Origin of the sequence: Sporosarcina sp. FA15 (assembly GCF_051550195.1) — a bacterium.
Lineage (GTDB): Bacteria > Bacillota > Bacilli > Bacillales_A > Planococcaceae > Sporosarcina > Sporosarcina psychrophila.
In genome coordinates this window covers 2197433-2213190 of the sequence record NZ_CP188818.1, presented here as the reverse complement: position 1 = coordinate 2213190, position 15758 = coordinate 2197433, and the positions used below count along the sequence as shown (strand labels likewise).

Below are 15758 nucleotides of genomic sequence, written 5' to 3'. Positions count from 1 at the left end.
TGTCATATTTCTAATCTGTCTAGGGATGGTCGTTGCAAAGTTATTCCATGTACAAATCATTGACCATGAATTGCTGAAAGGTCGCGCGGAAGCGAACTGGGATCGTGAAATCCCATTCGGTGGAGTACGCGGGGATATTGTTGATCGAAATGGTGATTTGATTGTCGGCAATAGATTGGCGCCGACACTTTATTTCATGCCATCTCAAAATCGAGAAGTGAAAAGTGCAGCGACTGCGCTTGCAAGTATTCTAAATGTAGATGCAGCCAAGCTAGAAGAGAAAATGGCAAAAAGAGAAGTTATGGTTAAAATAGCGCCTGAAGGAAAAAATATTACCAAAGAGCAGGCGGATGAAATAGCCCTCCTGCAAATAGATGGATTATATACAGGCGTTGATTTCGCAAGGCATTATCCGAACGGAGAGCTACTATCAAGATTGGTAGGTTTTACGGGTTATGATGGTAATGGATTGGCAGGCATTGAATACGCATACGATGAAATTCTAAAAGGAACGGGCGATAGGATTCGTTTATATACGGATGCTAAAGGAATTCCGCTTCCGCATGTGGACGACGGTTTTAAAACCGGGGACAAAGGTGCGTCTGTTGAGTTGACAATCGATTTACGTATGCAGGAGATTGTTGAGCGTGAAATGTTGCAGGCGATGGAAAAGTATGATGCCACTCAAGCACTGGCGATTGTCATGAACCCTAAAACAGGCGAATTGCTGTCGATTGCCTCCGCACCGACTTTTCACCCTGCGGAATATCAAAACGTAGACCCAAGCATTTACAATCGTAACTTACCTGTTTGGATGACTTTCGAGCCGGGTTCGACATTCAAAATTCTAACGCTTGCCGCGGGACTTGAAGAAAAGGTCATTGATCTTCATAAAGAGCATTTTTATGATCCAGGTTATGTAATGATTGGAAAAGCTAGATTACGTTGTTGGAAAAGAGAAGGACATAAGGATCAGACTTTTCTCGAAGTCGTTGAAAATTCATGCAACCCGGGATTTGTTGAAATCGGGCAGCGATTAGGGCCGAAAAAGTTAAGCAAATATATCAAGGACTTCGGTTTTGGAGAATCAACAGGATCAGGAATTGCAGGCGAATCAAAAGGGATTCTTTTTTCTGAAAAAAACTTTGGACCTGTCGAACAAGCGACAACCGCATTTGGTCAAGGGATTTCAGTGACACCGATTCAGCAAGTTCAAGCAGTTGCAGCAGCGATAAATGGCGGTTATCTTTATCGTCCGTATATCGTGAAGGAAATTACAGATGATAAGGGAAAGACACTTCAATCATTTGGTCCGGAAATGCAGCGACAGGTAATCAGTGAGGAAACATCTAAGCAAGTAAGGGAAGCGCTAGAATCGGTTGTTGCAAATGGTTCGGGCCGTAATGCGTTTACAGATGGACTGCGTGTTGGCGGAAAGACTGGTACCGCACAAAAGGTTGTCGATGGTGTTTATAAAGACGGTGATTATATCGTTTCGTTTATCGGGTTTGCACCAGCAGATGATCCCGAGTTACTCGTCTATATTGCAATTGATAGTCCGAAAAACTCCATTCAGTTCGGAGGCGTCATAGCAGCGCCTATAGTAGGTCGAATCATTGAAGAAATTGCCCCGCTAGCTGGCATTACGAGTAGGGAAGGGCAAATTGAAAAAGAATATAGATGGGGCGATTCATTAACACATCGGGTCCCGGATCTGACAGGAATGACAAAAGGGAAAATCACTAGCCAATTGTATACGTATCGTATCGAATGGCACGGTTCCGGGGAACAAGTGAAATACCAGTTACCTGTAGCTGAAACATTAATCACGGTTGATGATGTTATTCACGTTTACACTGAATAACCATTTAAATGCAAAGTCTGGTACAGCGCAAATAAGTTGCTGCATCAGAAGTTAGAAGGAGAAAAATATTATGACACTTGTCACTACATTGACGGCCATTGTGGTCGCGTTTATCATTTCAACATTATTGGGATTTGTTATTATTCCAGCCCTTAGGAGATTGAAGTTTGGGCAGAGTATCCGTGAGGAAGGTCCCAAAGCCCATCAGAAAAAGGCAGGTACACCTACGATGGGCGGGCTTATTTTCATCGGTTCAATTATCATTTCGACGCTTGCCCTTTCGTACATATATGACGTGCTGACGACACAGACGATTGTCTTGTTACTCGTTCTTGTAGGTTTTGGCATCATCGGTTTTCTAGATGATTTTATAATCGTCGTCTTGAAAAGGAATCTTGGGCTGACATCTATTCAAAAGCTGATTGGCCAAATTATCGTTGCGGTTGCTGCATTCTTCCTTTTGAAGTTAGGACCGTTCGATACTGCGGTACAAATTCCTTTCACAGAATTTGAAATTGAGCTTGGTGTATTCTATGTTGCATTCCTCGTTTTTTGGCTTGTCGGATTTTCCAATGCAGTAAATCTATCTGATGGATTGGATGGACTTGTTGCGGGGACATCATCTATCGCTTTTGCCGCATTTGGAGTTCATGCTCTTATATACGGACAACATGATATTGCTGTCTTTGCCTTTGTAGTTACAGGAGCAATGCTTGGTTTTTTAGTTTTCAATGTCAAGCCTGCAAAAGTTTTCATGGGGGATACAGGATCCTTAGCACTAGGTGGGGCACTCGCGATGATTTCGGTTTTGATTAAACAAGAATTCCTACTTGTCATCATTGGAATTGTTTATGTCATTGAAACGCTTTCTGTTATTATCCAAGTCATTAGTTTCAAAACGACGGGTAAACGGGTATTTAAAATGAGTCCGATTCACCATCATTTTGAATTATCGGGTTGGTCCGAGTGGAAAATTGTTATTGTTTTTTGGGGAGTCGCGTTTTTGGCGGCAATAGTCCCTGTCTTGTTGGAGGTGTTGTAAGTGAAAAATGCCAATCAGTTTAACGGAATGAAAATACTTGTTCTGGGTCTGGCGAAGAGTGGCTGCGCTGCATCATCGCTATTACATGCATCTGGTGCTCATGTAACGGTTAATGATGCATCACCTGAAGCAGGTAATGAAGAAGCGGCAGAGCTTCGCTCGAAAGGTATCCGTGTTATATGTGGTGGTCATCCTGCTGATATTCTTGACGCTGGATATGACATCGTTGTGAAAAATCCAGGCATCCCCTACAGTAATTCAGTTATTGTGGAAGCAATCGGCAAAGGAATTCCGGTGTGGACAGAAATTGAACTTGCTTCTAGGATAAGTGAAGCACCAATTGTAGGGATTACAGGATCGAACGGTAAAACAACAACAACAACGTTGCTGTACCATATGCTTAATATTGGCAATAAGCACCCACTAATCGCGGGAAATATTGGGACGGTCTCTTGTACTGTTGCCGAAAAAGCTACGCAAGACAACATCATCGTCCTTGAGGCCTCGTCCTTTCAACTAATGGGGATCGATACGTTCCAACCTAAAATAGCCATTTGGACGAATTTGTATGATGCACATCTCGATTATCATGGAACTTCTGAAGCGTACGCGGTGGCAAAATATGGCATCACAAAAAATCAAACAGCAGAAGATTACTTTATATATAACGATGATCAGCCGAAACTTCGAAAGTATGCTGCTCGTTCATCTGCTGTGAAAGTTCCTTTTTCTTTGACTGGAATGAAAGAAAACGGTATATCGGCTGATGATGAGCAAATATACTGGAATGGGAAACCTTATGTATTGCGATCCGTCATAAAGTTGCCGGGACAACATAATCTTGAAAACATTCTTGCTGCAACTGCGGCAGCAATTCTTTTAGGTTGTGACAAAAAAGCAATTGAGAGCGTGTTAAGTTCCTTTACTGGTGTTCGGCACCGGATGCAATTCGTTAAGGAATTACAAGGCCGGAAGTTTTACAATGACTCAAAAGCAACGAATACGCTAGCTACGAAAAGTGCATTAGCTGCGTTTGATGTACCGACTATTCTAATTGCTGGTGGATTGGATCGAGGCCAGTCATTTGAAGAGTTGCGCCCCTACATGAGTGATGTAAAAGCAGTCGTCGCTGTGGGAGAAACAGCCGGGAAGTTTGCGGAATTTGCAGCGTCATGCGGTATCGAAATCATTATGATGGCAGAAGATGTACAGGACGCTGTGCGAAAAGCTTATCCGCTTACTGTAGCGGGAGATATTATCCTGCTTTCACCCGCCTGTGCCAGTTGGGATCAGTACCCAAGTTTCGAAGCCAGGGGCGATCAGTTTATAGAAGCGGTTATGGAACTATAAGTCTCACCGGTGTTCGTTAAATACGGTATATAAACTAGCGTAGGCGCCTTACAGGGGGAGTCGAAGCAATAAGACTGCCAGTGATTTTCGGTCCGGCTTATTGTGGGAGGCATCCCCTAGCGCCAAGCGTTGTTGGTAGGATTCTTTATTTCAACATATCTATATAGTCATTTAGTTGATTCAGCAAATTTGCGGAAGGATGCGTTCACTGGAAGCTAAGTTAAAAACGTCATTTATCGTTTCTGCCGTAGCGCTATCATTCATCGGATTGGCTTTTGTCCATTCCGCCGGTTCGTATTGGGGGGCGGTGCATTATGCCGACTCCTCTCCGTTTATCGTGAAACAAGCAATTTATATGGCGGTGTCAATCGGCATTGCACTTGTAATTATGAAAAGCCCTCTGACATCGAGTCCGAAAACATGGACATTTGTATATTGGATGACAATCTTGTTACTCGTTGCTGTCCTTATTCCGGGGGTTGGCGCAATGCGGAACGGATCACAAAGCTGGATTGCACTTGGCCCGTTCAGTATTCAACCAGCCGAGTTCGTCAAAGTTGCACTTATTGGGAAACTGGCGTGCAGCTTGGACAAAATTCAAGGAAAAGGTATTTTTCAGTTTAGCCACTTTGGACTGATTCTGCTACCTGCTGCTCTTATCATGTTGCAACCCGATCTTGGTTCCGCTGTTATTATGATTGTCTCTGCGTTCGTTATTCTATTCATTGCAGGATACCCACTAAAATTTTTCGCATTTCTTGGTTTTGCTGGAATAGGTGCTTTTGTTGCATTAATTGCCGCGGCGCCTTACAGATTGGATCGCATCAAATCGTATATCGACCCATGGAGTGATCCTCTTGGTAAGGGCTTCCAAGGAATTCAGTCGTTGTTTGCGATTGCGCCCGGAGGGTTGGTTGGTCATGGTTACGGCAATAGCCGTCAGAAGTATCTCTATTTGCCCGAACCACAAAATGACTTTATTTTTTCGATTATCGCGGAAGAATCAGGATTCATTGGGGCGACGTTGGTATTGTTGCTGTTTACCGTTTTATTGGCATCAACTTTCGGAATCGCAATCAGAACGAAAGGACGATATGCATTTCTGATGGTTGCAGGCATGGGTTCAATGATCATTTTTCAAACATTTTTGAATGTCGGCGTGGTATCAGGGCTTTTGCCTGTAACGGGCGTCACATTGCCTTTTATAAGCTATGGCGGCTCATCTTTGATGACGACGTGGATAGCGGCAGGGACCATCATGCATTTTACAGTGGGCAAAAAAACGAGTTGATAGAGGAGGGGCAAAATGGACAAAGTCATTGACATCGAAGAGCGAATTCCATCCTTGCGGGAAAAGCGTCGCAGAAAAACGAATAAAAAATTCCTGTTCATGTTGACTGTGTTTGTTGTTGCACTCCTAGCTATCCTTTATTTTCAATCACCACTTAGTAAGCTAGAGACGATTAAGGTTAGTGGTGCCGTTCTACATGAGCAGGCATTTTATGAAGAAAAAAGTGGTTTAACAATAGACAACTCTCTTTGGAGCTTCAGTACCGGTGACATCGAAGAATCTATGGAGAAAATTGAAGGCGTACAAAAGGTATCGGTGTCACGGGAATGGTTTAGGAATATTGAAATCGTAATTACCGAATGGAAGACGATTGCCTACCTTGAAGACGGGGGACAATATAGTTTACTGTTAGAAAGTGGGGAAACGTTCCCAACCGGGATGTTGTTGCCTGAGGCTGAATCGCCTGTCTTAAATAATTTCAAAAATCCTGATACACTGAAGCGGATAACAGCACAGTTGCTGAAACTGGACGACACTGTCTATCACCTGATTTCAGAAATTATTGTTACAGGGGATGAAAAGGATTCGGATAGTATTACGGTCTATATGGACGATGGATTCGAGGTCCGCGCATTCATCTCAACGTTCGCTGAAAAAATGGCTTATTATCCAGATGTAACAGCCCAATTGAATAGTTATGAAAAAGGTGTAATAGATATGGAAGTTGGAACGTTTTTCACTCCTTTTAGTAAGGTATACGGGTTAGTAGAGGAGGAGGAAGAGCCGATTGATGAAGAAGGTGAATGATGCATACAAAAAGAGGGGAAGAAGTATTCTTTTTTCAGTTGTCTTTCTTGTGCTGGGTTTCATCCTCGCGTTTTCATATCGAACCCTCGGCATAAACCAGGAGAACGATAGTACTCAATCGCCTGCATTTAACAAGGAAGAGGATTACCGAGAAGGACTAATCAGTCAGCAGGAACGAAATAAGGAACTGACCGATGAAATCGCCGCCAAGCAGGAAGAGATACGTGAGTATGAACGTTCTTTCTCCATGGGGGAGAAGGATCATGCCAGTCTCGTTGATGAGGCGAAAAATCTTCGCTTGCTGCTTGGTGCAATCCCTGCTATTGGACAAGGTCTCAAAGTTACTTTGAAAGATGCCGATTATGATCCTGTTGAACAGAACCCGAATGATTATATTGTTCATGAAAGTCATATACTTCGGGTCGTCAATGAATTAAGGATTTCAGGAGCGCAAGGATTAGCGATAAATGGACAACGAATTACATCAAACTCTTATATAAAATGCACAGGACCAGTCATTACGGTTGATGGAAGAACTTATCCGGCGCCATTTGTTATAGAGGCGATTGGTGATATGGACGTTCTTTCTTCAGCCTTACATTTAAAAGGTGGTGTGATCGACAGCCTGATCAGGGATAATATCGTGGTCACTACAGAACAATCAAAGGATATTAGGCTGTCGGCTTTGCGCAATGAGAGTTGAGTATTGGTGTAGGGGGTTGGACGGGTGAGAAAAACAATACATTGGAGATTCACGCTGATCTTGCTCCTTGTCGGGTTTATGACTGCCATCCAATTCAATTCGATGAAAAACCCAGAAGAACGAGATACGAGGGACATTTGGGCAATCCGTCAAGACCTGGCAAGTGAAAAGCAGTTCCACTCTGAATTGCTTTCTGAAATTCGGGAGTTGGACAAGACGATACTCACATACAAATCGTTAAATATAGAAAACACTGGGAGGGCGCTAACCCAAACAGTGGACAAGCTCTATCGGCAAGCGGGTGTTACTGACGTTGAAGGACCGGGCATTATTATCAAAGTTCGGCCAGCTGCTGAAAGTGTGGCCATCGGTGTACCAATCACCGGAATATCTCCAGATCTACTCACTCGTTTTGTCAATGAGTTGAATCGTTTTAAAGGCCTCATTTTTGAAATTGATGGCAAACGATATACGATACTGAGCTCCATCAGAGATATTAATGGAATGACCACTGTGAATGGGTTGAATGTTTCAACACCGCCCTTTTCCATGAAAATCATTTCTCCGACCTTTGCAGACAGTGAAAAAGTATACAATTATTTAGTAGCCTCGGCGATTCACGATGACTTTTATCTGGATGATTTAATCCTTGAAGTTGGAAAACCAGAAATGGCGGTGGAAATCCGCGGTTATCCAGAAAGGCTGGAAAATCAGTTTTTAGAGGAATTGCCGAAAGGGGAATGACTTATGTGGTTACCATTACTTGGTCTTGTACTCGGAATTTCGATGGGTCTATTATCAGACATTCAAATTCCACAGGTATATGAAAATTACTTATCAATTGCTGTACTGGCTGCCCTTGATACGCTATTCGGGGGCATCAGGGCTCATTTACAGCAAGTATACGATGATAAGGTGTTTGTATCTGGATTCTTCTTTAACATAGTACTGGCGGCCGCACTGGCATTTTTAGGAGTGCATCTAGGAGTCGATTTATATCTTGCGGCAATTTTTGCATTCGGTGTAAGGTTATTCCAAAATATCGCCGTTATTAGAAGGATTTTGCTTGTTAAATGGGCAGAGCGAGGGAAAGTTACCAACACAAATGCACATTAATGAAGGGGTTTGAATAAGAGATGTCGAAAATATTTAGACAATGCACTCCCAATGCAATAGAATGGGAGTTAAGAGTTGATTTGGGAGGTGCCAGTAATTGAGCCAATCAGAATTATATGTATCACTTGATATAGGTTCTTCGTCAGTTAAGGTGTTAGTAGGTGAAGTGGATGGCGGATCCTTGCACGTTATCGGAGTTGGCAATGTTCAATCTGCGGGAATTCGGAAAGGGACAATCATCGATATTGATGCAACTGTCCAATCTATCCGAAAAGCGGTTGACCAGGCCGAAAGAATGATAGGGATGCAAATCCGTGAAGTCATTCTGGGCATTCCTGCAAATGGCGTTTCGTTACAGGACGTCAAAGGAGTTGTTGCAGTTAACTCGGAAAATCGTGAAATTACTGATGACGACCTCGATCGGGTTATGAAATCAGCGCAGGTCATGTCAGTTCCACCTGATCGGGAAATCGTTAACATCATTCCGAAACAATTTATTGTTGACGATTATGATGAAATAACGGATCCAAGGGGAATGATCGGTGTCCGGCTTGAAATGGACGGAACGCTTATTACTACATCAAAAACACTTATTCATAATATACTACGCTGCGTGGAACGAGCAGGTCTTGTAATCCAAGAAATCTACTTGCAACCGCTTGCTGCCGGTACGTTTGCTCTGACGAATGATGAAAAGAATCACGGCAGTGCATTTATTGATATCGGTGGTGGTTCTACCACAGTCTCCATTTTTGGCGAAAACCGATTCATGGCGACAGCAGTCATACCAGTTGGCGGGGATCATATTACAAAAGATCTTTCAATTATTTTGAAAACGCCAACTGAACAGGCAAGAAAAATTAAGCATCAGTATGGACATGCTTTCTCAGATGATGCATCGGATGATGAATTGTTTGAAGTACCTGTCATTGGTGCTGATTCAAAAGATCAGTACAGCCAAAGATACATATCGGAAATTATCGGTGTTCGGCTTGAAGAACTTTTTGATCTCGTTCTGGAAGAGCTGTACCGCATGGGCGTACATGATTTACCAGGTGGAGTCGTATTGACCGGTGGTATAACGAAGATGGATGGTATCCTACAATTAGCAAGACATGTGTTGAAAACAAGGGTCCGTATTCATACACCAGAGTATATCGGGGTAAGAGAACCGATGTATGCAACTGCGGTAGGACTTATTCGCTATGCACATATGCAAGATTCTTATTTTGGTCATGTCCCTGAGTCAGCGACAGTTTCGGCTTCTGATAATCATACGCCGGCTCCGGTCAACAAGAAAAAGTCAGTAGACCGGAACAAAGAAAAGAAACCTGGTATTTTAGATAAAGCAAAGAAAGTCTTTGACAATTTCTTCGAATGATTTAATGAAAAACTGTATGAAATGGACTAGGAGGAGAGACGATGCTAGAATTCGATACGAATGTTGACGCGTTAGCAGTCATCAAAGTAATTGGTGTAGGCGGTGGCGGTAATAATGCTGTAAATAGAATGATTGAACATGGTGTGCAAGGCGTGGAATTTATAGCAGTTAATACAGATGCACAGGCATTAAACCTTTCGACTGCTGAAGTGAAATTACAAATTGGTGGCAAATTGACACGCGGACTTGGGGCAGGTGCGAATCCGGAAGTTGGTAAAAAAGCTGCCGAAGAAAGCAGAGAACAAATCGAAGAAGCATTGCGCGGATCTGATATGGTGTTCGTTACTGCAGGTATGGGCGGTGGAACAGGTACTGGGGCTGCTCCAGTCATCGCACAAATTGCGAAAGATTTGGGTGCTCTGACTGTTGGTGTTGTTACTAGGCCGTTCACTTTTGAAGGACGAAAACGCCAGACACAGGCAATCGGCGGTATAACATCTATGAAAGAATCTGTGGATACACTAATCGTCATACCAAATGATAAATTGCTTGAAATTGTAGATAAAAATACGCCAATGCTCGAAGCTTTCCGTGAAGCCGATAATGTACTACGTCAAGGGGTTCAAGGTATTTCCGACTTGATCGCTGTACCTGGACTTATCAACTTAGACTTTGCAGACGTTAAGACAATCATGTCCAATAAAGGCTCTGCTCTTATGGGAATCGGGATGTCTACGGGAGAAAATCGTGCGGCTGAAGCGGCGAAAAAAGCCATTTCAAGCCCACTACTCGAAACGTCAATCGACGGTGCAAAAGGTGTACTTATGAATATCACAGGCGGTTCAAACTTGAGCCTATTCGAAGTACAGGAAGCTGCAGATATCGTTGCTTCAGCTTCAGATGAAGATGTGAATATGATTTTCGGTTCTGTCATCAATGACAACTTGAAGGATGAAATTATCGTAACAGTCATTGCAACAGGCTTCAGCGAAGAGCAGCTTACCGTATCTCGTCCTGCAAGAAGCCCGGGCTTCGGTGCAAGTCGTACACAACCGCCAACGCGTGAGCAGCAACCGCCAACTCAACAGCCACCAACACGTGAGCGTAGCAGAGAGGAAGCGCCACAGTTCCAACAACCGGAACCAACACGCCAACCTCAAGGTAATCAACAAGATGACACGCTCGATATTCCGACGTTTTTACGCAATCGTCGTCGTTAATAATGATGTAAGACCAAAAGCTTTCCAAAAAGTGCAACCGCGCTTTCTGGAAAGCTTTTTTTACGTTTAGTTAGCTATGAAGTGGATTAGGTGATGTCTGATTATTGTTGGCATGCTGCCCGATCATATAACGGGCTAAGTGATCAAAAAGCATGACTGACCGATCATATAACGGGCCAAGCAATCAAAAAGCGTGGCCGACCGATCATATAACAGGTCAAGCAATCAAAAAGTATGGCCGACCGATCATATAACAGGCCAAGCGATCAAAAAGCATGTCTGCTCGATCATATAACGGGCCAACCAATCAAAAAGCATGATTGACCGATCATATAACAGGCCAAGCAATCAAAAAGCATGTTGACCGATCATATAACAGGCCAAGCAATCAAAAAAAATGCTAACCAATCATATAACGAGCCAAGCAATCATAAAGCATGCTGCCCGATCATATTACGAGCGAACCGATCAAAAAGCATGTCTAGCCGATCATATAACGTGCCAACCAATCAAAAAGCATGTCTAACCAATCATATAACGGGCCAACCAATCATATACCCCGACCAACCGATCATATTGCTTCATTCAACTAACTAAAACGCTCGATATCTAAAATCGAATCCTGTCGATTTCTTTTTTTTGTCTGCCCCTAGTTCCGACAAACATTTTACTCCATAGGTGCTATCGTTGTTGTCAGGGAGGGCGGCTTATGTATGGGGAACTCATTGTAGGAGTGAATATGCTATTCAATTATGCAATTCTTTCATTCGCCAACAAAGTAGGAAACGTACAAGCCGCCCGCGGACGATTATTGTTCGCCTCTTTTGCGGGTGCGATGCCTGTCGTTATTTTTCCATCATCGGTGAGTGTTTTGGTTTTATCTTTTATTTGCATGACTGTTTGCGCTTTTGGAAAGGCTTTTGAGCTGTGGAAAAAATCTGCGACAATGGTTTTGATAGGGGCGGTATTTGCTGGTGGTTTACTAACGGCTTTTCAATATCGCATCCATATGTCCAGTTCAGCGTTTACAGTTCTTGCCTATGCAGTTGTCGCATACATTTCTCTTTATTTCATGAGGAAAAAATGGCTTGATGTCAGAACTGCACGCCATGTTTCCGAGCTTCGTGCTTCTTCAGTTCTCTCTATTTGGGGTGCTGAAGTAGAGGTTGATGTATTCGTCGATTCGGGTAACGGTTGCACGGAGCCATTGTCTGGTTCTCCAGTCCATTTTGTTTCGTTAAAGGTGCTGGAAAAGCATATACCGGAAGATTTGATGAAGCCTTTGCTTGCTTGGAATCCTCAAGGAACACCTTCAATGTCGGAGTTTCCTGAGGGCTATCACAAACAAATAAGGCTGATTCGGTTAGTAACGGTGCAAGGACAGTCTTGGGCAGTTGGTTTTCGATTCAAGCAATGGGTTTTAGGAGAAGGGAACGTGCTGCAACCTGGTTATATTGTAGTGACAAAGAATGATCGTCGTTATCCGGACGGTGCGGGAGCAATCTTGCATGTATCCGCAATGGAGTCATTAAACGGGGAGAGGGGAACTGCTTATGCTGTATAAATTTAGAAAATGGATGTCGATAATCACTAGCTTTTTTAAAAGGAAAAGCGGCACATACTATATCGGAGGTCATGAGTCCCTTCCAAAGCCGTTGACCCGGGAAGAAGAAGCAATAACAATCCAAGCATTTATGGAAGGCGATATGAACGCGCGTGACAGACTAATTGAAAAAAACCTTCGTCTTGTTGTTTACATTGCACGTCGTTTTGATAACACAAATACACATATTGAAGATCTTATCAGTATAGGTGCAATCGGACTTATAAAGGCAATCGAAACTTTTAAGACCGACAAAAACATCAAGTTAGCCACATATGCATCCCGCTGTATTGAAAATGAGATTCTGATGCATCTTCGAAAAACAAACAAAACACGATCTGAGATTTCTTTTGATGAACCGTTAAATTCAGATGCGGACGGTAATGAATTACTATTATCGGATATTCTTGGCACAGATGAGCATATTATCATTGATGATGTCGAAAGAAAAATCGAGCGCCAGCATATGATTGAAGCAATTACGAGTCTCGATGAACGAGAGCGTTATATTATGGAATGCCGTTTCGGTTTGACGGGACAAGAGGAAATGACACAGAAAGAAGTAGCAGAACTGCTTGGGATTTCTCAATCCTATATTTCACGGCTCGAAAAAAAAATCATCTCGGAACTGCGTGAAAGCTTGAATCATCCGATTGCATAATGGGTGAAATTGGCGATGCGAATTTCCGCATATTCTGGACGACTGCGGACAGACTATCTTGTACAGTCATCTACAGAATGCGGAGGAAAAGCTAATGGTGCGTACAAGAGTTGAAATTTGTGGAATCGATACGTCCGAATTGCCGTTACTCACAAACGACGTGATGAAAGCAACGTTTATCAGGTTACAGAGCGGAGATCATGCAGCAAGGGAAGAGCTCGTCATTGGCAATTTGCGTCTCGTCCTAAGTCTGGTCCAAAGATTCGCATACAGGGGGGAACAAGCGGATGATTTATTTCAAGTCGGATGTATCGGCTTGCTTAAATCAATTGACAACTTCGATTTGAAACATAATGTCAGATTTTCAACATACGCAGTCCCGATGATTATTGGAGAAATTAAAAGACATCTACGTGATCATCATTCAATACGAGTATCAAGATCACTTCGAGATACCGCTTATAAGGCAATAAGAGCGAAAGAGCAGTTCATTAATGATAATCAAAGAGAACCGAGAATATCGGATTTGTCTGAAGCAACAGGTATACCCGCCGATGATATTCTCTTTGCCCTTGATGCAATTCAAGATCCAATGTCCCTTCATGAGCCTATGAACGGTGACGGCGGTGATCCAGTATTTATGATGGATCAAATACAGGACAAAACGGTTTCAGAAGAACGGTGGCTGACGTATGTATCTGTTAAAGAAACTGTATCTAGTATGGATGAAAGACAACAATCAATTCTTTCAAAACGTTTTTATTTGGGACAAACGCAGACCGAAATCGCTAAGGAACTAGGCATTTCACAAGCCCAGATTTCCCGATTGGAGAAGAGTGCAGTTCAAACCATTCGGGAAGGGATGGAACAATAATGATAAATGTAACGCAATGTGCTAACTGCATTGCGTTTTTTCTCGTGCCTATGTGCATATATTCATTGTAAGGAGGGATTTTATGAGGTTTTCAGAAATACAAAAAAAAGAAGTTATCGACGCTACTAAGGGAACGTTCCTTGGATTCGTCCAGGATGCAACAATTGACACTGTAACTGGAAAAGTTGAATCCTTGCACGTAGGTGGTGGAGAACGGAACAGTTTTTTTGATACAAAAGACAAGGATACGAAAAAGGTCAATCTTAAAGAGATTACAACAATCGGTAAAGATATTGTGCTTGTGGGCAAAAAGAATGCAGAAAAATGATTCATTATTGATATGTTCAGCCTAGGTTGGTACAATGAAGTGAAAGATTGAGGAAAAGTAGTGATTATAATGGGAAATCTACAGCAACGAATACAAAAAATCGAACAAGATATACAAGCAACTTGTGACCGCGTAGGTCGAAACAGATCTGAAATTACGGTCGTTGCTGTTACGAAGGAAGTTTCGACAGCAAGAACATCTGCGGTGCTGGAAGAAAACATCCGACATCTTGGCGAAAATCGACCTGAAGGCCTACTAGGGAAACAGGAAACGATACAAAGTGGTGCCATCTGGCATTTCATCGGTAATGTTCAAAGCAGAAAAGTGAAAGAAATCATCAATCGAATTGACTATTTACATTCTGTTGATCGAATGAGTTTGGTTAAGGAAATTCATAAGCGTTCCAATCATGTTGTTGATTGTTTCATTCAAGTGAATGTTTCCGGTGAATCAAGTAAATCAGGTGTAACACCAGCTGAACTTGATAGCTTTATTGAAGATGTGGCGGCTTATGATAAAATTCGAATTATAGGTTTAATGACAATGGCTCCTTTCACAAAGAATATGGATGAGATTCGTTCCGTATTCCGCTCGTTAAGGGAACTTCGAGACGGCATCTCGGCAAAAAAATTGCCACATGCACCTTGTACTCAATTGTCCATGGGAATGTCAAATGATTTCATTATCGCTATTGAAGAAGGTGCAACTCATGTAAGAATCGGGACTGCACTTGTCGGAGCAGAAAGCGAGGGAGACGTATGAGCATTAAAAACAAGTTTGAGAAATGGTTTTACCTAGACGACGAAGAAAAAGAAGTACAAGAACAGCCACGCCGGGAAGAACAGCGTCCTGCGCAGGAGCAGCCACGCAGCAGAGCACCAATGAGGAAGCAAGTAGCAGGCGAACCACAACAGTCAGCAACGGTTGTCAGCTTGCAAAGTGTCCAGAAGTCTTCCAAAGTTATTCTTATTGAGCCCCGTGTCTATGCTGAGGCGCAAGACATTTCTGAGCACTTGAAAAATAAGCGTGCAGTTGTTGTGAATTTACAGCGAATTGAGCGTGATCAAGGAATTCGAATTGTCGATTTCCTAAGCGGTACTGTTTATGCGCTTGGAGGAGACATCCAGCGAATTGGCACTGATATTTTCCTTTGCGTGCCGGAGAATGTGGAAGTTGCTGGTGCAATCTCCGATTATTTTGAACGATAGAAATTGAATGAGGTGTACCAACAGAATGGAAAATATTTTAGGGTTAATTTATAAAGGAATAACAGGAGCAATATCGATTTACTCAATACTTCTTATTATCTATATACTAATGTCATGGATACCTGCTTCTCGTGAGACTAAGTTTGGTATAATACTTGGAAAGATTACCGAACCTTATTTAGGGTTTTTCAGAAAATTCATTCCACCTCTTGGAATGATTGACATTTCACCAATCGTTGGTATATTTGCGTTGAGGTTTATCTCTGATGGCGTTACAGCAATATTTTTGATGTTGTTATAAAATGATCAC

17 protein-coding genes are annotated in these 15758 nt (G+C 42.6%); all 17 read left to right on the top strand.

The genetic code is table 11. From position 1 onward, the window contains the following. Window positions 1-25: 25 nt before the first annotated feature. The 17 genes from ACP8HG_RS10680 to ACP8HG_RS10600 all read left to right on the top strand — a co-directional run bounded on the left by ACP8HG_RS10680 (window position 26) and on the right by ACP8HG_RS10600 (window position 15749). Window positions 26-1864, top strand: coding sequence for a penicillin-binding transpeptidase domain-containing protein (locus ACP8HG_RS10680; RefSeq protein WP_082786648.1), 1839 nt, complete (start codon window positions 26-28; stop codon window positions 1862-1864). Window positions 1865-1934: 70 nt separating this feature from the next. After that, entirely contained in the window at window positions 1935-2906 is a 972-nt protein-coding gene (gene mraY / locus ACP8HG_RS10675) for a phospho-N-acetylmuramoyl-pentapeptide-transferase (protein WP_067211472.1), read from the top strand. Continuing rightward, the gene (gene murD, locus ACP8HG_RS10670) at window positions 2907-4256 is read left to right on the top strand and encodes a UDP-N-acetylmuramoyl-L-alanine--D-glutamate ligase (protein ID WP_082786646.1); all 1350 of its coding nucleotides are present in this window, start codon (window positions 2907-2909) and stop codon (window positions 4254-4256) included. A 199-nt stretch (window positions 4257-4455) separates the two neighbouring features. Continuing rightward, a complete protein-coding gene (ftsW, locus tag ACP8HG_RS10665) occupies window positions 4456-5547 on the top strand; it encodes a putative lipid II flippase FtsW (RefSeq protein ID WP_067211470.1) in 1092 nt (363 codons plus the stop codon). A 15-nt stretch (window positions 5548-5562) separates the two neighbouring features. Then, entirely contained in the window at window positions 5563-6354 is a 792-nt protein-coding gene (locus ACP8HG_RS10660; protein WP_067211468.1) for a cell division protein FtsQ/DivIB, read from the top strand. After that, on the top strand, window positions 6338-7057 hold the full coding sequence (locus tag ACP8HG_RS10655; protein ID WP_067214023.1) for a DUF881 domain-containing protein: 720 nt from the start codon (window positions 6338-6340) through the stop codon (window positions 7055-7057). Before ACP8HG_RS10660 ends, ACP8HG_RS10655 begins: the two co-directional genes overlap by 17 nt. A 24-nt stretch (window positions 7058-7081) precedes the next feature. After that, on the top strand, window positions 7082-7801 hold the full coding sequence (locus ACP8HG_RS10650) for a DUF881 domain-containing protein (RefSeq protein WP_338655796.1): 720 nt from the start codon (window positions 7082-7084) through the stop codon (window positions 7799-7801). Between the two features lie 3 nt (window positions 7802-7804). Continuing rightward, a complete protein-coding gene (locus ACP8HG_RS10645; protein WP_067211463.1) occupies window positions 7805-8173 on the top strand; it encodes a small basic family protein in 369 nt (122 codons plus the stop codon). Window positions 8174-8270: 97 nt separating this feature from the next. Next, window positions 8271-9554, top strand: coding sequence for a cell division protein FtsA (gene ftsA / locus ACP8HG_RS10640; protein ID WP_067211461.1), 1284 nt, complete (start codon window positions 8271-8273; stop codon window positions 9552-9554). Window positions 9555-9595: 41 nt separating this feature from the next. After that, complete coding sequence (ftsZ, locus tag ACP8HG_RS10635) at window positions 9596-10774, top strand: cell division protein FtsZ (protein ID WP_067211458.1); 1179 nt, start codon at window positions 9596-9598, stop codon at window positions 10772-10774. Between the two features lie 709 nt (window positions 10775-11483). Continuing rightward, a complete protein-coding gene (locus ACP8HG_RS10630; RefSeq protein ID WP_342538786.1) occupies window positions 11484-12338 on the top strand; it encodes a sigma-E processing peptidase SpoIIGA in 855 nt (284 codons plus the stop codon). After that, window positions 12328-13038 carry an RNA polymerase sporulation sigma factor SigE gene (sigE, locus tag ACP8HG_RS10625; protein WP_082786644.1) on the top strand — a complete coding sequence of 237 codons (711 nt, stop codon included), beginning with the start codon at window positions 12328-12330 and terminating at the stop codon, window positions 13036-13038. Before ACP8HG_RS10630 ends, sigE begins: the two co-directional genes overlap by 11 nt. A gap of 94 nt (window positions 13039-13132) precedes the next feature. Next, window positions 13133-13912, top strand: a complete 780-nt coding sequence (gene sigG / locus ACP8HG_RS10620; protein WP_067211453.1) for an RNA polymerase sporulation sigma factor SigG — start codon at window positions 13133-13135, stop codon at window positions 13910-13912. An 82-nt stretch (window positions 13913-13994) separates the two neighbouring features. Then, window positions 13995-14240 carry a PRC-barrel domain-containing protein gene (locus tag ACP8HG_RS10615; protein WP_067211451.1) on the top strand — a complete coding sequence of 82 codons (246 nt, stop codon included), beginning with the start codon at window positions 13995-13997 and terminating at the stop codon, window positions 14238-14240. A gap of 69 nt (window positions 14241-14309) precedes the next feature. Continuing rightward, window positions 14310-15002, top strand: a complete 693-nt coding sequence (locus tag ACP8HG_RS10610) for a YggS family pyridoxal phosphate-dependent enzyme (protein WP_438298603.1) — start codon at window positions 14310-14312, stop codon at window positions 15000-15002. Continuing rightward, window positions 14999-15448 (top strand): cell division protein SepF, encoded by a 450-nt coding sequence (locus ACP8HG_RS10605; RefSeq protein ID WP_067211448.1) that lies wholly within the window; start codon window positions 14999-15001, stop codon window positions 15446-15448. Before ACP8HG_RS10610 ends, ACP8HG_RS10605 begins: the two co-directional genes overlap by 4 nt. A gap of 25 nt (window positions 15449-15473) precedes the next feature. Continuing rightward, a complete protein-coding gene (locus tag ACP8HG_RS10600; protein WP_067211446.1) occupies window positions 15474-15749 on the top strand; it encodes a YggT family protein in 276 nt (91 codons plus the stop codon). Window positions 15750-15758 lie beyond the last annotated feature (9 nt).